The following is a 20,175-nucleotide window of genomic DNA, read 5'->3' as shown; positions in this document are numbered from 1 at the left end:
ACCAGCCGGCCGGCCCTGCCGACCAGGCAGGACCGGGCCGGCGGGCCGCGCCGGGCGCAATGCCGACGGGCCGGGGAGTGTCTCCACACTCCCCGGCCCGTTCGCGTATCCCGTCGCCGGTCAGTTCTCCTGGGTGGTCTTCAGCACCGTCTCCCGGATGAACAGCACGGTGACGAAGGCCAGCGCCGAGAACGGGGCCGCCCACAGGAAGACGGTGCCGACGCCGTGGCCGAAGGCGTCCGTCACCAGCGGGACGATCGGGGCCGGCAGCTTGTGCAGGTCCGGGATGCCGCCGCCGGCGCCCGCGTGGCCGGCCGGGATGTGCGCGGCGGCCAGGTTCTCCGTCAGGTAGTGGCCGACCTTGTTGGTCATCAGCGCGCCGAGCGCGGAGACGCCCATCGCGCCGCCCATGGTGCGGAAGAAGGTGACCACCGAGCTGGCCGCGCCGAGCTCGTGCCGGGGCACCGTGTTCTGCACCGCGAGCACCAGGTTCTGGCTGGTCAGGCCGAGGCCGACGCCGGTGATCGCCATGTAGACGGAGAGCAGCACGTAGCTGGTGTCGACCCGGGCGGTGCCGAGCAGGCCGAAGCCGACCGCGAGCAGCGCCGTGCCGGCGACCAGGTAGGCCTTCCACTTGCCGTACTTGGTGATCAGCCGGCCGGCCACGGCGGAGGAGACCGCCAGGCCGAGGATCATCGGCAGGGTCATCAGGCCGGCCATGGTCGGGGACTTGGCACGGGCCAGCTGGAAGTACTGGCTGAGGAAGGTGGTCGCGCCGTACATCCCGACGCCGACCAGCACGCTGGCGACGGCGGCCAGGGTGACGGTGCGGTACTTGAACAGGTCCGGCGGGATGATCGGCTCGGCGGCCCGGCGCTCGACGACGACGGCCAGGGCGCCCAGCAACACGCCGCCGCCGACCATGGCCGCGGTCTGCCAGGACAGCCAGGCGTAGTTCTTGCCGGCCAGCGTGATCCAGATCATCAGCAGGCTGACCGAGGCGGTGATGACCAGCGCGCCCAGGTAGTCGATCTTCGCCTTGCGCTTGACCACCGGCAGCTTGAGGGTGCGCTGCACCACGGCGATCGCGGCCAGCGCGAACGGGATGCCGACGTAGAAGCACCAGCGCCAGCCCAGCCAGGAGGTGTCCACGATGACGCCGCCGATCAGCGGGCCGCCGATGGTGGCGAGCGCGAAGACCGCGCCGAAGTAGCCGCTGTACCGGCCGCGCTCGCGCGGCGGGACCATCGCGGCCAGGCAGATCTGGCCCAGTGCGACGACGCCGCCGGCGCCGATGCCCTGCAGGGCGCGGCAGGCGATCAGCTCACCGGTGTTCTGCGAGAGGCCGGCCAGCGCGGAGGTGGCGATGTAGATCAGCAGGGCGATCTGCAGCAGCAGCTTCTTGCTGGCGAGGTCGGAGAGCTTGCCCCAGATCGGGGTGGAGGCGGTGAGGGTGAGCAGGGCCGCGGTGATCACCCAGGTGTAGGCGGACTGGCCGCCGTGCAGGTCGGCCAGGATGTGCGGCAGGGCGTTGGAGACGACGGTCGAGGAGAGCACGGCCACGAAGAGGCCGAGGAGCAGGCCGGAGAGCGCCTCCATCACCTGCCGGTGGGTCATCTGTTGGTTGTCGGCGGCGGCGGTGCCGCTCGCGGCCTGGGTGGTCACGGTCATCTGGGTCCTTCGGCGCAGGCGTGCGGGATACGCGCATCATGAAAGTTCGTTGCCTTAAGCAACCATAAGACCGGATGGTTGAATTAGGCAACTTTCTTCAAGGCCGAGTAAAGGACCGCGCAAAGCACCGCGCGAGGGACCACACAAGCACCGAGCCAAGGACCGCACGAGCACCGAGCCGAGGCCGGTCACTCCGCCGGCGGCGCCTCCAGCACGTCGTTGAAGCGGCGCAGCAGTTCCGTGAAGCGGGCCACGTCCTCGGGCGACCAGCCGCCCATCACCTCGCGCACCCGCCCCATCCGGACGTCCCGGGCGGCCAGGTAGCGGCGCCGCCCGTCCTCGGTCAGCGAGACCAGCGCGGCCCGGCGGTCCATCGGGTCCGCCTCCCGGGCCACCAGGCCGAGCTCCGCCAGCGCCCGGATCTGCCGGCTCACCGTCGCCTTGCCCACCGCGAAGTGCACGCCGACGTCCGTCACCCGGACCCGCCCGGCCTGCTCGATGTAGCCGAGCATGCTGTACGCCATGCCCTCCAGTCCGGGGTGCACCCGGCGTGAGAGTTCCGCCACTCTCGCCCGGCCCCGCCGGAACATCAGCGCGACCTCGCGCTCCACCTCCACCAGGGCTTCCTCGTCACTCACCGCGCCAGTATCGCGCAGCGGCGCCGGCCGGCCGTCGGCGCGGGAGGCAGGACAGGCAAACTACTTCATGGTATGAAGTATTGATCCGGATGATCCGTTTTCCGCTGATACACAAGGAGATGTCGATGGCAGCCCCTGGGCAGGGTTTCGTCGCCGAACTCAAGAGCGCGGTCACCCCGCGCGCGGCACTGCTCGTGATCGGAGTGCTGCTCCTCCAGCTCGGTTTCATCACCTCCTACATCGGGGCGCTGCACAAGCCCGCACCGCAGCACCTCTCCATCGCGGTGGTCGCCCCGCCGCAGGTCGCCCCCAAGCTGGTCGGGGCGCTGGAGTCGGTCCCGAACGAGGCCGTCAGGGCCGTCACCGCGCCGGACGCCGAGACGGCGACCGCGCAGATCAAGGACCAGAAGATCTACGCCGCGCTGGTCGTGGACCCGAACGGCACCCAGGACACCCTGCTGGTCGGCGGCGCCCGCGGCCCGTCCGCGGCCAAGGCCGCCGAGTCCGTCACCACCGCGATCGACCAGTCCCAGGGCCGTACGGTCAAGGTCCAGGACGTCGTGCCGCTCGCCAAGGGCGACACCAACGGCCTGTCCTCGTTCTACCTGGTGATCGGCTGGTGCGTCGGCGGCTACCTGGTCGCCTCGATCCTCGGCATCAGCGCCGGCTCCAAGCCCGCCAACGCCAACCGCCTGCTGATCCGCCTGGGCGCCCTGGCGCTCTACTCGGTCGCGGCCGGCCTCGGCGGCACGATCATCGCCGGCCCCGTCCTGGACGCGCTGCCCGGCTCGATCGTCGCCCTGTCCGCCGTCGGCGCCCTGGTGGTCTTCGCGGTCGGCGCGTTCACCATGGCGCTGCAGTGCCTGTTCGGGATCATCGGCATCGGCCTCGCCGTGCTGGTCTTCGTCGTCCTCGGCAACCCGAGCGCGGGCGGGGTCTACCCGGCGCCGATGATGCCGCCGTTCTGGCGGGCCATCGGCTCGGCGATCCCGAACGGCGCGGGCACCAGCGCGAGCAAGTCGATCGCCTACTTCGGCTCGACCAACCTGGGGATGCCGATCCTGGTCCTGGTGATCTGGGCGGTGGTCGGCGTCGGCATCGCCTTCCTGGCCGTCCTGCGCGGCCCCCGCGCCGAGGAGCGCGAGCCCGCCGCCGTCGCGGCCTGAGCCTGCCCGCCCCACCAGGGCGGCACCGCCGAGCCCCCGGCCCCACCGGCCGGGGGCTCGGCGCGTCGCGGGCGCGGCCCGGACCGGTTCTGGGACGGGCGCCGGGCGGGCCCCACCGCGGGACGGTCAGTCGCCGGCGACCGACCCCGGGTCGGCGATGACGGCGCGCACCACACCCACCGCCGCGCCCAGCAGCGGGCCGCGGCGGCCCAGCCGGGAGACGGCCAGCCGGTCGTCGGACCACGGCAGGACGGTCACCCGGGCGGCCAGTTCGGCGCGCATCGCGGGCAGCAGCCAGGGCGCCAGCCGGGCGTAACCGCCGCCCAGGACCACCTCGGCCGGGTCCAGCAGGTTGACCGCGCCGCCCGCCGCGATGCCGAGGGCCGTGCCGGCGCCGGCCAGGGCCGCGAGGGCGGGTTGGTCGCCGGCCTCGGCGCGGTCGGCGAGCAGGGTCACCCAGTCGCCCGGGGTGCCGGTCAGGCCGGCCGCCCGCAGCACCGCCGCCTCGCCCGCGTACTGCTCCAGGCAGCCGTGCGCCCCGCAGGCGCAGCGGGGCCCGTCGGGGTGGACCGGCACGTGGCCGAACTCGCCCGCGTAGCCGCGCGCTCCGCGCAGCAGGCGCCCGCCGACCACGATCGCCGCACCGACACCGGCCTCGGCGGAGACGTACAGGAAGTCCTCGGCCCCCTCGCCCAGCCACCGTTCGGCCAGGCCGCCGAGGTTGGCCTCGTTGTCGGCGTCGACGGGCAGCTCGGCCAGGCCGTCCGCGGCGGGCCGCAGCGCCGCCCGCAGTTCGGCGCCCAGCGGGACGTCCCGCCAGCCCAGGTTGGCGGCCCGCTGCAGCACCGCGCCGGAGCCGCCGACCAGTCCGGGTACGGCCAGGGTGAGCCCGGCCGGGCGCAGGCCCGCGTCGGCGACGGCCGCGCGCAGCAGCCGGGCGAGGTCGGCCATGACGGCGGCGGGCTCCCGGCCGTGGTTGGAGATCTCCTGGCGGCGCCAGGCGCGGACCTCGCCGCGCAGGTCGACGACACAGGCGCCCAGGTGCCGGACGCCGATCTCGGCGCCGAGGCCGCCGGGCCCGCTCGGGTTGAGGCCGAGCGCGGTGCCGGGGCGGCCGACCTTGCCGCTGGGCGCGGCGGGCCCCTCCTCGACCACCAGACCGCCGGCGATCAGCCGTTCGGCGAGCGAGGAGACCGCGGCCCTGGTCAGCCCGGTCTCGGCGGCGACCTCGGCGCGCGAGCGCGGGCCGCGCGCGATCATTCCGAGCACCAGGGCCAGGTTGGCCCGGCGCATGCCCTGCTGGCTGGCCGGACCGCTCCGGGCCGCGTCCGGCTCGCGCATCAGGCTCATCTCGCCCCTTACGGCACATTCCGTGGCATCTCGGGTGCAGCGTAACCGGGTTCCGGGGGCGCCGCCCCCACCAGGGCGGCCAGGCCCGGGGCCGGTCCGGCGGGGTTGGTGAAGACCCACCGCTGCATCGCCCAGAAGCGGAACAGCATCGCGGTGAAGGTGCCGACGACCATGCCGCTGAGGAAGTCCGCGACCTCCTGGTCGAAGGAGCCGATGTACGGCTCGCGCAGGTCCAGGACGTACCGCGAGACCGCCAGCGGCACGTCGTTGATGCCGATCGCCACGACGCTGACCAGGAGGAACATCAGGGCCTCGCGCTGCCGGCCGGTGGCCCGGAAGGCCCAGCGGCGGTTCAGCACGTACGAGACGACGGTGCCGACCACGGTGGCGACGGTCAGTGCGACCACCGGCTTGCCCGCCAGCACGGTGAACTTGAGCTCCAGGTTGACCACCGTGGTGAGCACGAAGCAGGAGCCCCCGACCAGCAGGAACTTCACCAGCCGGCGGTGCCGCACCAGGAAGGGGCGCAGCCGGTCCGGCACCCGGGCCAGGGCGCGCTGCGTGGGGGACGGCATCTCCGCAGTCTCGCACGCGGAGATGCCGTCGGCCCCTCAGGTCAGCGGCCCCTCGGGGCACCGGCCGCCGGCCCCTCGGGCCGCCGCGGCCGGACCGGTCAGGCCGCGGCGACCAGCACCTCGGCCGGCTCCAGGGCCAGCGTCAGCACCTCCCGCACGTCCGCCACCGGGTGGACGGTGAGCCGGGCCAGCACCTCGGCCGGGACGTCGTCCAGGTCGGCCTCGTTGCGCTTGGGGATGATCACCGTGCTGACGCCGGCCCGGTCGGCGGCGAGCAGCTTCTGCTTCACCGCGCCGATCGGCAGCACCCGCCCGGTCAGCGACACCTCGCCGGTCATCGCCACGTCGGTGCGCACCTTGCGGCCGGAGAGCAGCGAGGCGAGCGCCGTGGTCATGGTGACGCCGGCGCTCGGCCCGTCCTTGGGGACGGCCCCGGCCGGGACGTGCAGGTGCACGCCGCGGTCGCGCAGCGAGGTGACCGGCAGTTCCAGCTCGGCTCCGCGCGAGCGCAGGTAGGAGAGGGCGATGTGCGCGGACTCCTTCATGACGTCGCCCAGCTGCCCGGTGAGGGTCAGCCCGGTGCCGCCCGTCTCGGCGTCGGCGAGCGAGGCCTCGATGTAGAGGACGTCGCCGCCGGCGCCGGTCACCGCGAGGCCGGTGGCCACGCCGGGGACGGCGGTGCGGCGCTCGGCGGGCTCCTGGGCGGACTCCGGCACGTGGTGCGGCCGGCCGATCAGGGCCCGCAGGTCGTCGGCGCCGACGGCGACGGGCAGCTCGCGGTCGCCGAGCTCGGCCTGCGCGGCGATCTTGCGCAGGACCCGGGCGATCGAGCGCTCCAGGGTGCGCACGCCCGCCTCGCGGGTGTACTCGCCGGCCAGTCGGCGCAGCGCGGCCTCGGCCACGTCGACCTGGCCGCCGAGGCCGGCCTTCTCCAGCTGGCGCGGGAGCAGGTGGTCGCGGGCGATGACGACCTTCTCGTCCTCGGTGTAGCCGTCCAGGCGGACCAGCTCCATCCGGTCGAGCAGCGGCTCGGGGATGGCTTCCAGCACGTTGGCGGTGGCGAGGAAGACGACGTCGGAGAGGTCGAGCTCGACCTCCAGGTAGTGGTCGCGGAAGGTGTGGTTCTGCGCCGGGTCCAGCACCTCCAGCAGGGCGGCGGCCGGGTCGCCCCGGTAGTCGGAGCCGACCTTGTCGATCTCGTCGAGCAGGACGACCGGGTTCATCGAGCCGGCCTCCTTGATCGCCCGCGCCAGCCGGCCGGGCTGGGCGCCGACGTAGGTGCGCCGGTGGCCGCGGATCTCGGCCTCGTCCCGGACGCCGCCGAGCGCGACCCGGACGAAGGAGCGGCCCATGGCGCGGGCCACGCTCTCGCCGAGCGAGGTCTTGCCGACGCCGGGCGGGCCGACCAGGGCCAGCACCGCGCCTCCCCGGCGGCCGCCGACCAGGCCGAGCCCCTGGTCGGCCCGGCGCTTGCGGACGGCCAGGTACTCGACGATGCGCTCCTTCACGTCGGCCAGGCCGGCGTGGTCGGCGTCCAGCACCGCGCGGGCGCCCGCGATGTCGTACGCGTCCTCGGTGCGCTCGTTCCAGGGCAGTTCGAGGACGGTGTCCAGCCAGGTGCGGATCCACGAGCCCTCGGGGGACTGGTCGGACGCGCGCTCCAGCTTGTCGACCTCCTTGAGCGCGGCCTCGCGGACCTTCTCGGGGAGGTCGGCGGCCTCGACCCGGGCGCGGTAGTCGCCCTCCTCGTCGGCCGGGTCGCCGTTCAGCTCGGCCAGTTCCTTGCGGACGGCGTCCAGCTGGCGGCGGAGCAGGAACTCCTTCTGCTGCTTGGCCACGCCCTCCTCGACGTCCTTGCGGATGGTGTCGTTGACCTCCTCCTCGGCGAGGTGGTCGCGCAGCAGCGTCAGCGCGTACTCCAGGCGGGCGACCTGGTCGGCCTCCAGCAGCACCTTGAGCTTCTGCTCGGCGGTGGCGAAGGGCGCGTAGCCGATGTTGTCGGCGAGCTCGCCGACGCCCTCGATCCGGTCCACCCGGTCCACGATCTGCCAGGCGCCGCGCTGGCGCAGCCACTGGGTGGACAGCGCCTTGTACTCCCTGACCAGCTCGGCGGCCCGCCCGGCGAGGGGCGTGCCGACCGCGGACTCGCGGAACGGCGTGGTCTCCACCCAGAGGGCGGCGCCGGGGCCGGTGGTGCCGACGCCGATCCGGACCCGGCGCACGGCGCGCACCAGGGCGACGGGCTGGCCGGCGGTGATGGGGCCGTCGGCCAGCCGGCCGACCTGCTCCACGGTGGCCAGCGTGCCGACCGCCGCGTAGGAGCCGTCCACCCGGGGGACCAGCAGGACCTGCGGCTTGCCGGTGGCGCCGGTCGCGGCCCGGGCGGCCTCCACGGCGGCGCGTACCTCGGTGTCCTGCAGCTCCAGCGGGACGACCATGCCCGGCAGGACGACCTCGTCGTCGAGCGGCAGCACGGGCAGGGTGAGCGGAGTGGACGTCGATGCCATGATCTCTCCCCAGTCAGCGAAGTTGAGTCGACCTCACTAAGCCCTGGGAGGCGCCGGATGTTCCCGGCCGTGGGTTCGCCGTGAGCGAACGCGATCCGCTCGGGAACGCGGTTCGGGCGGTGCCGTCAAAAGCGCCCGGAACGAGCACGGCGGGCGTCTTAAGAAATCCTCAGCACCCGAAGGAATTCCCAACGGAGACAGCAGGCCGGGGCGCGCCGGTGAAACCCTCAGCGCGCGGCCCGCACGTGCGCCCCGCCTCGCGCGGGCGCGGCGCCGGGGGCCGCCGCCGTGGCCCGGCGCGACCGGGGCGGGCGCCGCTCGGCCCGGCGCAGCCAGCGCCACAGCGCCACCCCGGTGAGCACCGCCGCCGGGTGCCCCACCGCGGTGACCACGTCCCGGTCGGAGGCGATCTGCTCGGCGATCATCAGCCCGGCCCCGCCGAGGGCGAGCACCCGCCCGCGCAGGGAGAGCAGCCCGGCCACCGCACCCAGGCAGGCGAGCACGCCGTAGCTGACCCCGATGTCCAGGTGGCCCATCACCTCGGGCGCCATCCGCCCGGTCTCCACCGCGGTGATCACCACCCCCTGGGAGAGCAGGGTGGCCGTGACGTGCCCGATCGCGAAGACGGCCGCCGCCCGGGCGGATCCGACCCTGCGCTCCAGCGGCGCGAGGGTGAACGCGAATCCCCAGAGGTAGGGCATCCAGACCTCGCCGGCCACCCAGAAACCGCTCAGGACGAGGGCCCGCAAAGGGTGCTGCAGCAGATTGTGCCCGTCGGAACTCGAAGCCTCCTGCAGCCGCTGGACGAGTTCCGGATCGGCGAGTCTGGCGAAGGTCGTGGTGGCGCCCACAACGGCGAGGTACCCGAGCGTGAAAGGGGTGCTCCGGGGTGTCGGCACGCGGTCCAGCAGCCATTGCGCGACGCCACCGCGCAGTCCGAGCCGGAGCATTCCGTACGGCACTCCCGCGGACGCGTTCCGGTCGGCGCCCCGCCGCACTCCCGCCATGCCGCCTCCGCTCCACGACCGCAGCCACCGGCCTCCGCCCGGCGCCGGCTGACCGGCGCGCCGCACGGATCCTGCCCGGTCGGGCGTTGTCGTGCCCACGGTACGTCGAGGTTCTGGGAGGCACCTGGGAAAAGCCGGTGAAGACCGCCGCCGTAGCGGACTCCGCGATTCCCCGTATTGGTCCGGACCTTCTCCCCTATTAACGCGTCAGTAGGCCCTCTGACCGGCGACTTGGCATCAATTCGACTGCATACGTACCGTTACGCAGTGAAAAATCGCCGGGTAAGGTATCGGCCCGTGCCCACTCGTGCAGTGGGTCCGCGGGCGGCCCGAACAGCCGGCCCACGGGCCGGAAACGTCCGGTCCACCTGCCGGGAAGCATCCGCTGTCCGTACGCTGCGAAGTGCGCGGGAGCCGCGGGCGGCCGACAATCCGTCCTCGCTCCCGATCGCGCGACGGGACGGCGGACCCGGCACAGTCCACGACGGAACAAGACTACGAGCGGAGCCCGCCATCCCCACAGGTGGCCGGCCCGCAGCCCTGGGGGCGGTGGCGTGACCGTGACAGAAATTCAGCAGGACAACCCCAACACCGGCGGCACTGTGAGCAGCCAGCGCAGAGTGCTGGTGGTGGAGGACGAACCCACGATCGCGGAGTCGATCGCGGCCCGACTGGGCGCGGAGGGCTTCAAGGTCGCCGTCGCCCACGACGGCCCCGGCGCCGTCGACGGCTTCCACACCTGGCAGCCGGACCTGGTCGTCCTCGACATCATGCTGCCCGGCTTCGACGGCTTGGAGGTGTGCCGCCGGATCCAGGCCCAGCGCCCGGTGCCGGTGCTGATGCTGACCGCCCGCGACGACGAGACGGACCTGCTGGTCGGCCTCGGCGTCGGCGCGGACGACTACATGACCAAGCCGTTCTCGATGCGCGAACTGGCCGCCCGGGTCAACGTGCTGCTGCGCCGCGTCGAGCGCGCCCAGCAGGCCGCCCGCACGCCCGCGCTCGGCAGCCTGCGCTTCGGCGAGCTGGAGATCGACCACGTGCAGCGCCGGGTCCGGCTGGCCTCGGGCGACGTCCACCTGACGCCGACCGAGTTCGACCTGCTCGCCTGCCTGGCCGCCCAGCCGCGCGCGGTGCTCACCCGCGAGCAGCTGCTGGCCGAGGTCTGGGACTGGACCGACGCCTCCGGCACCCGCACCGTGGACAGCCACGTCAAGGCGCTGCGGCGCAAGATCGGCGCCAGCTGGATCCGCACCGTGCACGGTGTCGGGTACGCGCTGGAGGCCCCGCTCTCCTGACGGCGGGCATCGGGCGACGGGCCACCGGGGGGCCCGTGTCCCGGACGACGCCGTGCCACCACGCGGGGGGAGAAGCACGCGGGGGACACACGCGGGGACCACAGGGGACCAATGACCTTTCCACAGCAACGCAACGGGGAATCCGACGGCGCACGGCCGCAGACGCTGGCCGCCCGTGCCGCCCGCCGGGTCTGGGCCGACATCCGCCCGCTCGACCCGGTCCGCTCGATCAAGGGCAAGCTCGCCCTGCTCGTGATCGTCTCCGTGTTCCTGGCCACCGGCATGGTGGTCGTGGCGATCCGGTCCGAGACGCAGATCCGGATCATCATGGTCTTCTCCATGATCGCCTCGTTGCTCTTCATGCAGTTCCTCGCGCACGGGCTGACCGCCCCCCTGCGCGAGATGACCGCCGCCGCCCGCGCGATGGCCTCCGGCGACTACAGCCGCCGGGTCGAGGTGAGCTCGCGCGACGAGATCGGCGAGCTGGCGGCCGCCTTCAACGCGATGGCCGCCGACCTGGAGGCCGCCGACCAGCACCGCCGCGAGCTGGTCGCCAACGTCTCGCACGAGCTGCGCACGCCGATCGCCGCGCTGCGCGCCGTCCTGGAGAACGTGGTGGACGGCGTCGTCCAGCCCAATCCGGCGACCCTGGGGGCGGCCCTGGTGCAGACCGAGCGGCTCGGCCGCCTGGTCACCCACCTGCTCGACCTCTCCAAGATCGACGACGGCGTGGTCGACCTGGACGCCCGCCCCTTCGAGGTGCGCGAGTTCCTGGACGGCGTGCTGCGCGGGGTCACCGTGGACGGCGCGACGGCCGGCGGGGCCTTCTCGCGGCGCGGGGACGTCCGGCTGGCCCTGGAGGTCAGCCCGTACGGCCTGACCGCCGTGGCGGATCCGGAGCGCCTCCACCAGGTGGTCGCCAACCTGGTCGACAACGCCTGCAAGCACTCGCCGCCCGGCGGCACCGTCACGGTGCGGGCGCGGCCCGACGGCGAGGACGGCGCCCTGCTGCTGGAGGTCGAGGACGAGGGCCCCGGCATCCCGCCGGCCGACCGCGGCCGGGTGTTCGAGCGGTTCAGCCGCAGCGGCACCGCGACCGCCTCGGGGCCGGGCTCGGACGGCGGCACCGGCCTGGGCCTGGCCATCGCCCGCTGGGCGGTGGACCTGCACGGCGGGCGGATCGCGGTGGCCGAGTCGCCGCGCGGCTGCCGGATCGAGGTCCGGCTGCCCGGGCAGCGCCCGGGCGACGGCCGGGACATTTGTCACAGATCCGACACAGACGCATACGAAGATCGCTAGGGGATTTCCGTACGGGTTTGTCCGGTTCTATCCGGATATCAAGCCACTTCGGCGGCGATCGGTTCCCCTCAGATGCGGCTTTCTAACGCTCTTTTTCGGCCAAACTGCAGGTCAGGACTGTGATCTGGACGACGCCTGGCCCCCGGGGACTGCGCGATCACTGATCAGGGGCGTAGCCTTAATCCCCGCTGTCCAAACATCCCAAAAGGAAGCGGAAGAGGGCGGTTGCCGCCGTGTCGCCACAGTCCCCTGAAACCCCCAACAGCTCGGCAAGCTCCACAGGCTTCGGCCCGAATGAGTGGCTCGTCGACGAGATCTACCAGCAGTACCTCCAGGACCCGAACTCGGTAGACCGAGCCTGGTGGGACTTTTTCGCCGACTACAAGCCCGGTACCGAGGTGACCCCAGTGACCCAGGCCGCGACCCAGGCCGGCCCCACGCCGACCCCTGACGCTGCCCCCGCGCCCGCCGCTCCTGCGGCGGCCGCCGCCCCGGCCCCCGCCGCACCGGCCGCTCCGGCGCCGGTCCCGGCGGCCGCCCCCGCGCCGCTCGCCGCGGCCCCGGCCGCGCCGGCCCCCAAGGCCGCCGCCCCGGCCCCGGTCGCGACGCCGGCCGCCGCCGGCCCCGAGCTGGTCCAGCTGCGCGGCCCGGCGAAGGCCGTCGCCACCAACATGGACGCCTCGCTGGAGGTGCCGACCGCGACCTCGGTCCGCGCCGTCCCGGCGAAGCTGTTGATCGACAACCGCATCGTCATCAACAACCACCTGCAGCGCGCCCGCGGCGGCAAGGTCTCCTTCACCCACCTGATCGGCTACGCCCTGGTCCAGGCCATCAAGGCCGCCCCGGGCATGAACTACAGCTACAAGGTGGAGGACGGCAAGGCCTACCTGGTCAAGCCCGAGCACATCAACCTCGGCCTGGCCATCGACCTGGTCAAGCCCAACGGCGACCGGCAGCTCGTCGTCGCGGCCATCAAGAAGGCCGAGACGCTCGACTTCTTCGGCTTCTGGCAGGCCTACGAGGACATCGTCCGCCGGGCCCGCGCCAACAAGCTGACCATGGACGACTTCACCGGCGTCACGGTCTCGCTGACCAACCCGGGCGGCATCGGCACCGTGCACTCCGTGCCGCGCCTGATGCAGAACCAGGGCACCATCGTCGGCGTCGGCGCCATGGAGTACCCGGCCGAGTTCCAGGGCTCCGCCCCGGAGACCCTGTCCCGCCTGGGCGTCTCCAAGATCATGACGCTGACCTCGACCTACGACCACCGCGTCATCCAGGGCGCGGCGTCCGGCGAGTTCCTGCGCGAGATCCACCGGCTGCTGCTCGGCGAGAACGGCTTCTACGACGAGATCTTCGAGTCGCTGCGGATCCCGTACGAGCCGGTCCGCTGGGCCACCGACGTCGCCACCACCCACGACGACGAGGTCAACAAGACCGCGCGCGTCATGGAGCTGATCCACGCGTACCGCGTGCGCGGCCACCTGATGGCCGACACCGACCCGCTGGAGTACAAGCAGCGCAAGCACCCCGACCTCGACGTCACCACCCACGGCCTCACCCTGTGGGACCTGGAGCGCGAGTTCGCGGTCGGCGGCTTCGGCGGCCAGAAGATGATGAAGCTCCGCGACATCCTCGGCCTGCTGCGCAACACGTACTGCCGCACCGTCGGCATCGAGTACATGCACATCCAGGACCCGAAGCAGCGCAAGTGGCTGCAGGAGCGCCTGGAGAAGCCGTACTCGAAGCCCGAGCGCGAGGAGCAGCTGCGGATCCTGCGCCGGCTGAACTCGGCCGAGGCCTTCGAGACCTTCCTGCAGACCAAGTACGTCGGCCAGAAGCGCTTCTCGCTGGAGGGCGGCGAGTCGCTGATCGCCCTGCTGGACGCGACCATCGACGCCGCCGCCGAGCACCGCCTCGACGAGGCCGTCATCGGCATGGCCCACCGCGGCCGTCTGAACGTGCTGGCCAACATCGTCGGCAAGCCGTACGCCAAGATCTTCGGCGAGTTCGAGGGCAACCTCGACCCGAAGTCGATGCACGGCTCCGGCGACGTCAAGTACCACCTCGGCTCCGAGGGCACCTTCACCGGCCTGGACGGCGAGACCATCAAGGTCTCGCTCGCCGCGAACCCGTCCCACCTGGAGACGGTCGACCCGGTCGTCGAGGGCATCGCCCGCGCCAAGCAGGACATCCTGGACCAGGGCGGCACCACCTTCCCGGTGCTGCCGATCCAGATCCACGGCGACGCGGCCTTCGCCGGCCAGGGCGTCGTCGCGGAGACCCTGAACATGTCGCAGCTGCGCGGCTACCGCACCGGCGGCACGATCCACCTCGTGGTCAACAACCAGGTCGGCTTCACCGCCGCCCCGGCCAGCAGCCGCTCCTCGATGTACTGCACCGACGTGGCCCGCATGATCGAGGCCCCGATCTTCCACGTGAACGGCGACGACCCGGAGGCCGTGGTCCGCGTCGCGCGGCTCGCCTTCGAGTTCCGCCAGACGTTCCACAAGGACGTGGTGATCGACCTCATCTGCTACCGCCGCCGCGGTCACAACGAGGCCGACAACCCGTCGTTCACCCAGCCGCTGATGTACGACCTGATCGACAAGAAGCGCTCGGTGCGCAAGCTGTACACCGAGGGCCTGATCGGTCGCGGCGACATCACCATGGAAGAGGCGGAGCAGGCGCTCCAGGACTTCCAGGGCCAGCTGGAGAAGGTCTTCGCCGAGGTCCGCGACGCGGCCCAGGCGCCGGCCGACGCCACCGCCGGCAAGCCGGTCGCCGACTTCCCGGTCTCCATCCAGACCGGCATCTCCCAGGAGATGGTCAAGCGGATCGCCGCCTCCCAGGTCAACCTGCCGGACTGGCTGACCGTCCACCCGCGCCTGCTGCCGCAGCTGCAGCGCCGCGCCGCCTCGGTCGAGGACAACACCATCGACTGGGCGATGGGCGAGACCCTCGCCATCGGCTCGCTGCTCATGGAGGGCCACCCGGTCCGCCTGGCCGGCCAGGACAGCCGCCGCGGCACCTTCGGCCAGCGGCACGCCGTCCTGATCGACCGCAAGACCGGCGAGGACTACACCCCGCTCCAGTACCTCACCGAGGACCAGGCCCGCTACACCGTCTACGACAGCCTGCTGTCGGAGTACGCGGCCATGGGCTTCGAGTACGGCTACTCGCTGACCCGCCCGAACGCGCTGGTCATGTGGGAGGCGCAGTTCGGCGACTTCGTCAACGGCGCGCAGACCATCCTGGACGAGTACATCGCCTCCGCCGAGCAGAAGTGGGGCCAGCACTCCGGCGTCACCCTGCTGCTGCCGCACGGCTACGAGGGCCAGGGCCCGGACCACTCGTCCGCCCGTCCGGAGCGCTTCCTGCAGATGTGCGCGCAGGACAACATGACGGTCGCGATGCCGACCCTGCCGTCGAACTACTTCCACCTGCTGCGCTGGCAGGCGCACAACCCGCACCACAAGCCGCTGGTCGTCTTCACCCCGAAGTCGATGCTGCGTCTGAAGGCCGCGGCGAGTGCGACCGAGGAGTTCCTGTCCGGCTCGTTCCGCCCGGTCATCGGCGACTCCACCGTCGACCCGGCGCAGGTCCGCAAGGTGGTCATCACCGCCGGCAAGTTCTACTACGACCTGGCGGCGGCCCGCGCCGAGCGCGGCGTCACCGACACCGCGATCGTCCGGGTCGAGCGGCTCTACCCGCTGCCGGTGGCCGAGCTCCAGGAGGAGCTGGCCCGCTACGGCGACGACGTCCAGTTCGTCTGGGCGCAGGAGGAGCCGGCCAACCAGGGTGCCTGGCCGTTCATCGCGATGAACCTGGTCGACCACCTGCAGGTCGTCGTCGGCCGCAGCGCCGGCGGCTCCCGCCTGCGCCGCGTCGCCCGTACGGCGGCCTCGTCCCCGGCGGTCGGCTCGGCCAAGCGGCACGGCGCCGAGCAGCAGGCGCTGATCGAAGAGGTCTTCTCGCTCTGACGATCTGATGCTCTGATGCTCTGAGGGCTCATCGGCCCCCGTCCTCCCACTCGGGAGGGCGGGGGCCGCCTCGTTCCCCGGAGAACCGTTTCACCGCCACGCCATGTCAAGGTCCCAGCTCTGCAACCAAACCGGCACCCAGGTGCACGAGTTCCTGACGGATCGATAGGTTAGGCGTCGCCAGTCGGCGGCCCGGCGCCCGCCATCGCGCCCCGCCGCCCCGGCCGTACGACCTCACCGCTCTCCCAGGGGGATCACCACATGACCGCCGACACGCCTCGGGACGCCGGCAAGCTCCCACCGGTCTTCCAGCCACTGCTTCCGGACGACCCCCGCGAGGTGGGCGGCTACCGGCTGTTCGCCCGACTCGGCGCCGGCGGCATGGGCCGGGTCTACCTCTCGTACACCCCCGGCGGTCGCCCGGTCGCGCTCAAGGTGGTGCGCCCGGAGTTCGCCGAGGACGGCGAGTTCCGCCGCCGCTTCGCCCAGGAGGTCAGGAACGCCCAGCGGATCCACGGGCTCTACACCGCGCAGGTGATCGACTCCGGCGGCCTGGACACCGACGCCCCCTGGCTGGTCACCGCCTACGTCCCGGGCCCGTCCCTGCAGCAGGTGGTGCGCGAGCACGGCGCGCTGCCGGTGCGCACCGTGCTGCTGCTGATGGGCGGCATCGCCGAGGCGCTGCAGGCCATCCACAGCGTCGAGGTGGTCCACCGCGACCTCAAGCCCGCCAACGTGCTGGTCGCCGGGGACGGCCCCCGGGTGATCGACTTCGGCATCGCCCGGGCCGCCGACGCCACCGCGCTGACCGGCACCGGCTACCGGATCGGCTCCCCCGCCTTCATGTCCCCCGAGCAGGCCCAGGGCCGCCCGGTCACCCCCGCCACCGACGTCTTCGCGCTCGGCGCCCTGGCCGCGTACGTGGCCGGCGGCACCGCGCCGTTCGGCGACGGCCCGGACACCGCGGTGCTCTACCGGGTGGTGCACGAGGAGCCGGAGCTGGCGGCCGTCCCGGCGGACCTGCGCGAGCTGATCCAGCGCTGCCTGGCCAAGAGCCCGGAGGACCGCCCGACGCCCGCCGAGATCATCCAGGTCGCCCGCAACCACCCGGAGGTCGGCGGCCAGCTGCGGTTCGGCGACGACTGGCTGCCGCGCCAGGTCAACACCGAGATCACCCGCCGCTCCGACCTGCCCAAGACGCCGCCCACCCCGCTGCCCGCGATGCCCCCCACCCCGCCGACGCCGCTGCCCGCGATGCCCGCCGCCCCGGCCACTCCCCCGCCGCCGGCCGCCGCGCCGACCCACCCGGCCACCGCGGTGACGCACCCGCCGCAGCAGCCCGCCACGCCCCCGCCCGGCTTCGCGCCGCCGCCGCTCGGCGCGTACGGCGCCGCGCAGCCGCCCGCCGAGTCGCCGACCGCCCCGGTGCTGCCCTCGCCCCCGACCGTCCGGCTGCAGCCGGAGCCGCCGTCCTTCGACACCCCGCCGCCCGGCCCGGCGGTGCCGGCCGATCCGGCGCCCGAGCCGGCGCCCGAGCGCAAGGGCGGGGTGTCCTGGAAGGTGCTGCTCACCGTCGCCCTGGTGATGGCCGTCGGCGGCACCGCGGGCGGCGTGGCGCTGATGAAGAAGCTGGACGACGGCAAGAAGTCGGACGCCAAGGCGGGCCCCGCGGTCACCGTGACCCAGGGCCCGGGCCCGGCGCAGACCAGCCCCTCCGCCGGCCCCACCGGCTCGACCGGCTCCACCGGCTCCACCGGCTCGGCCGACTCGGTGACGGCCGCGCCCTCGAAGTCCGCCCAGAGCACCGTCTCGGCCCCCGCCCGGCCGGTCGGCTACTCGGCGATGCTGGACAAGAAGTCGCTGTCGATCCCGGGGGCCGACTACTCCAGCGACACCTACCGGATCGACCTGAACGCGGGCACCGTGGTGCCGCACTCCGGCGACCTCAAGTGGGGCCTCGGGGTGACGAACAACGGCAGCGGCAGCAAGGCCAACTCGTTCGACAGCTACGGGGACGACAAGTCGGACTTCGCGGTGATCACCGAGCCGACCGTCACGGCCGAGCAGTGCGCCGCGGCGATCGACTCCCGGCCCGACACCGACCTCTCGTACAACCGGGTCGCCCCCGGCCGTCTGCTGTGCGTCCGCGACCGGGTCACCCGCAACATCGCCATCGCGGCGGTCGAGCAGGCCGACCCGGTCAGCGGTGCCGCCAGGGTCACCGTCAGCACCTGGCGGGCCGGCTGACCGGTCTATCCTGACCAGGTCAATCCCCATCGGACCGGAGCGAACACCGTGTACTTCACCGACCGCGGCATCGAGGAGCTGGAGAGCCGGCGCGGCGACGAGCAGGTCACCTTCGAGTGGCTGGCCGAGCGCCTGCGCGAGTTCGTCGACCTCAACCCGGACTTCGAGATCCCGGTCGAGCGGCTGGCCACCTGGCTGGCCCGGCTCGACGACGAGGACGACGAGTGACCCGGTGACGGCCCGTCGCGAGAGGCCCGGGAGGCAACCGCCTCCCGGGCCTCTCGCGTGTCCGCGTCCGGGCCCCGTAGGGGCGGACTCGGGGTCGGGTCGGGGTCGGGTTCAGGGTCCGGGGCGCTTGACTCTCCCAGCACGCGATATATCGTCTTTAGCAGAGAACGCGATACATCGCGATCGACGACGGGAGGCGGCAGAGATGAGCCAGTGGACGGTCGACGGCCCCGAGCGGATCACCATCGAGGAGCCGGTCCGCGCGCTGCACGTGCGGATCATCGACGGCACGGTCAACGTGGTGGCGGCCGAGGGCCCGGCCCGCCTGGAGGTCACCGAGCTCCGGGGCGAGCCGCTGCACGTGACCCTGGTGGACGGGGTCCTGACGGTCACCTACAAGGACCTCAACAGCTGGGGCGAGTTCGGCGACGCGCTCAAGTCGGTCGGCGCGGCCAAGAGCTTCTTCGGCTCCTTCAAGCGCAAGCGGGTCGCCGGCGTGACCGTGACCGTCCCGGCCGACGCCGACGTCCGGGTCGGCACCGTCTCGGCCGGGGCCACCGTCTCCGGCATCGCCGGGGACGTGTCGGTGCACAGCGCCAACGGCGACGCCACCCTGGTCGGGCTGAGCGGCCGCACCGACGCCAACACCGTCACCGGCGACGTCGACGCCCAGGCGGTCGGCGGCCGGCTCCGGGTCAACAGCGTCTCCGGGCAGCTCACCGTGGTCGCCGGCACCGCCGACCAGGTCCAGGCCAACTCCGTCACCGGCGCCGTCACCCTGGACCTCGACGTCGCCGCCGAGGCCGACGTCAAGGTCGCCACCGTCAGCGGCCCGGTCGTGGTCCGGATCCCCTCCCGCACCGACGCCACCGTCGAGGCCGGCTCCACCAGCGGCGACATCTCCAGCAGCTTCGAGGAGCTCAAGCTGAACAGCACCTGGGGCGCCAAGAAGCTGTCCGGCCAGCTCGGCGAGGGCCGCGGCAGCCTCAGCGTCACCACCGTCTCCGGCGCGGTCACCGTCCTGAGCCGCCCCGAGCCCGAGGACGAGGGCCCGGCCAAGGAGCTCCCGGCGACCCCCGGCAAGCCCGACCTCACCAAGGAGGCCTGAGATGACCCCCGTGTTCGGCCACGGCCGGCTCCGGCTGTACCTGCTGAAGCTGCTGGACGAGGCGCCCCGGCACGGCTACGAGGTGATCCGCCTGCTGGAGGAGCGCTTCCAGGGCCTGTACGCCCCCTCCGCCGGGACGGTCTACCCGCGGCTGGCCAAGTTGGAGCAGGAGGGCCTGGTCGCCCACAGCACCGAGGGCGGCCGCAAGGTGTACCGGCTGACCGACGCCGGTCGCGCCGAACTCGAAGCCCGGCACGGCGAGTTGGACGAGCTGGAGCTGGAGATCCGGGACTCCGTGGCGCAGCTCGCCGGGGCGATCCGCGAGGACGTCCGGGACAGCGCCAAGGACCTGCGCGAGGAGCTGTGGAAGGCCGCCCAGCAGGCCCCCCGGCCGGATCGCGCCGAGGGCGGCAGCGATCCGTGGGCCGGGCCCTGGGGCGACAACGAATCCTGGCAGCGCGCCAAGGAGGAGTTCACCCAGTTCAAGCAGCAGGCCAAGGAGCAGGCCAAGCGGGCCCGGGAGCAGGAGAAGGCCGCCAAGGCGAAGGCGAAGGCCGCCGAGGAGGAGGCCCGCCGGCTGCGCGAGCAGGCCAAGGCCTCGCGCACGGCCGCGCAGCAGGAGGCGCTGCGGATCAAGCGCCGGGTCGAGCAGCAGGTGCGCGAGCACGCCGCGAAGGGCGACTGGCCGACCGGGCTGGCCGAGGGGCTGGCCGAGCTCACCAAGGGCCTGTCCGGCCTGGCCGACGCGGCCCGCTGGGGCCAGCCGGGCGACGAGCCCGCCTCGCCGGGCGAGCGGGTCACCGCGACCCGGATCGACCTGGACAAGGACGGCCCCGACCAGGACGGGCCGGACCAGGACGCGCCCGCCACCCCGGCCGACCTGCCCTCCTGGGCCCGCACCGACCCGGCCGAGGAGCCGGGCCGCGAGCTGGAGCGGCTGCTCGACCGCTTCCGCGACCAGGTCCGCGACGCGGCCCGGGACGGCGGGGTGAGCGCGGACAAGCTGACCGCGGCCCGCTCGGTGCTGGGCGCCGCGGGCGAGCGGCTGAAGCGGCTGCTCGGCTGACGGCCGCCCGGCCACCCGGCCGCCCGGCCACC

Annotated in this window: 14 protein-coding genes; 8 read left to right on the top strand and 6 right to left on the bottom strand. The window is 73.1% G+C overall.

The window, feature by feature from the left end:
• Positions 1-120: 120 nt before the first annotated feature.
• Positions 121-1,617: an MDR family MFS transporter gene (locus tag AC0B61_RS15975; RefSeq protein WP_471741285.1), complete on the bottom strand. Its 1,497-nt coding sequence runs from the start codon at positions 1,615-1,617 to the stop codon at positions 121-123.
• A gap of 242 nt (positions 1,618-1,859) precedes the next feature.
• Positions 1,860-2,309 carry a MarR family winged helix-turn-helix transcriptional regulator gene (locus tag AC0B61_RS15970; RefSeq protein ID WP_471741258.1) on the bottom strand — a complete coding sequence of 150 codons (450 nt, stop codon included), beginning with the start codon at positions 2,307-2,309 and terminating at the stop codon, positions 1,860-1,862.
• 125 nt (positions 2,310-2,434) lie between these two features.
• Between AC0B61_RS15970 and AC0B61_RS15965 the strand changes: the two genes are divergently transcribed.
• Positions 2,435-3,475: an ABC transporter permease gene (locus AC0B61_RS15965; protein WP_471741257.1), complete on the top strand. Its 1,041-nt coding sequence runs from the start codon at positions 2,435-2,437 to the stop codon at positions 3,473-3,475.
• A 126-nt stretch (positions 3,476-3,601) separates the two neighbouring features.
• Here the strand turns inward: AC0B61_RS15965 and AC0B61_RS15960 are convergent, their stop codons facing one another.
• The 4 genes from AC0B61_RS15960 to AC0B61_RS15945 all read right to left on the bottom strand — a co-directional run bounded on the left by AC0B61_RS15960 (position 3,602) and on the right by AC0B61_RS15945 (position 8,914).
• A complete protein-coding gene (locus AC0B61_RS15960) occupies positions 3,602-4,825 on the bottom strand; it encodes an ROK family protein (protein ID WP_471741256.1) in 1,224 nt (407 codons plus the stop codon).
• Between the two features lie 8 nt (positions 4,826-4,833).
• Complete coding sequence (locus AC0B61_RS15955; RefSeq protein ID WP_471741255.1) at positions 4,834-5,400, bottom strand: GtrA family protein; 567 nt, start codon at positions 5,398-5,400, stop codon at positions 4,834-4,836.
• A gap of 98 nt (positions 5,401-5,498) precedes the next feature.
• Positions 5,499-7,907 carry an endopeptidase La gene (gene lon / locus AC0B61_RS15950; RefSeq protein WP_471741254.1) on the bottom strand — a complete coding sequence of 803 codons (2,409 nt, stop codon included), beginning with the start codon at positions 7,905-7,907 and terminating at the stop codon, positions 5,499-5,501.
• A gap of 227 nt (positions 7,908-8,134) precedes the next feature.
• The gene (locus AC0B61_RS15945; protein ID WP_471741253.1) at positions 8,135-8,914 is read right to left on the bottom strand and encodes a rhomboid-like protein; all 780 of its coding nucleotides are present in this window, start codon (positions 8,912-8,914) and stop codon (positions 8,135-8,137) included.
• 560 nt (positions 8,915-9,474) lie between these two features.
• On the opposite strand from AC0B61_RS15945, the gene AC0B61_RS15940 reads away from it, so the two are divergent.
• From AC0B61_RS15940 to AC0B61_RS15910, 7 genes are all read left to right on the top strand, one after another.
• A complete protein-coding gene (locus tag AC0B61_RS15940; protein ID WP_094742879.1) occupies positions 9,475-10,212 on the top strand; it encodes a response regulator transcription factor in 738 nt (245 codons plus the stop codon).
• Positions 10,213-10,323: 111 nt separating this feature from the next.
• Positions 10,324-11,511, top strand: coding sequence for a sensor histidine kinase (locus AC0B61_RS15935; protein WP_471741252.1), 1,188 nt, complete (start codon positions 10,324-10,326; stop codon positions 11,509-11,511).
• Between the two features lie 233 nt (positions 11,512-11,744).
• Complete coding sequence (locus AC0B61_RS15930; RefSeq protein WP_471741251.1) at positions 11,745-15,494, top strand: multifunctional oxoglutarate decarboxylase/oxoglutarate dehydrogenase thiamine pyrophosphate-binding subunit/dihydrolipoyllysine-residue succinyltransferase subunit; 3,750 nt, start codon at positions 11,745-11,747, stop codon at positions 15,492-15,494.
• Positions 15,495-15,755: 261 nt separating this feature from the next.
• The gene (locus AC0B61_RS15925; protein WP_471741250.1) at positions 15,756-17,741 is read left to right on the top strand and encodes a serine/threonine-protein kinase; all 1,986 of its coding nucleotides are present in this window, start codon (positions 15,756-15,758) and stop codon (positions 17,739-17,741) included.
• Positions 17,742-17,789: 48 nt separating this feature from the next.
• Positions 17,790-17,969, top strand: a complete 180-nt coding sequence (locus AC0B61_RS15920) for a DUF6104 family protein (RefSeq protein ID WP_471741249.1) — start codon at positions 17,790-17,792, stop codon at positions 17,967-17,969.
• Between the two features lie 205 nt (positions 17,970-18,174).
• On the top strand, positions 18,175-19,077 hold the full coding sequence (locus AC0B61_RS15915) for a DUF4097 family beta strand repeat-containing protein (protein ID WP_471741248.1): 903 nt from the start codon (positions 18,175-18,177) through the stop codon (positions 19,075-19,077).
• A 1-nt stretch (position 19,078) separates the two neighbouring features.
• Positions 19,079-20,143 carry a PadR family transcriptional regulator gene (locus tag AC0B61_RS15910; protein WP_471741247.1) on the top strand — a complete coding sequence of 355 codons (1,065 nt, stop codon included), beginning with the start codon at positions 19,079-19,081 and terminating at the stop codon, positions 20,141-20,143.
• Positions 20,144-20,175 lie beyond the last annotated feature (32 nt).

The organism is Kitasatospora sp. NPDC023385, assembly GCF_055664045.1.
The sequence above is the reverse complement of the archived record's forward strand: the minus strand, read 5'-3'. Positions and strand labels throughout refer to the sequence as shown.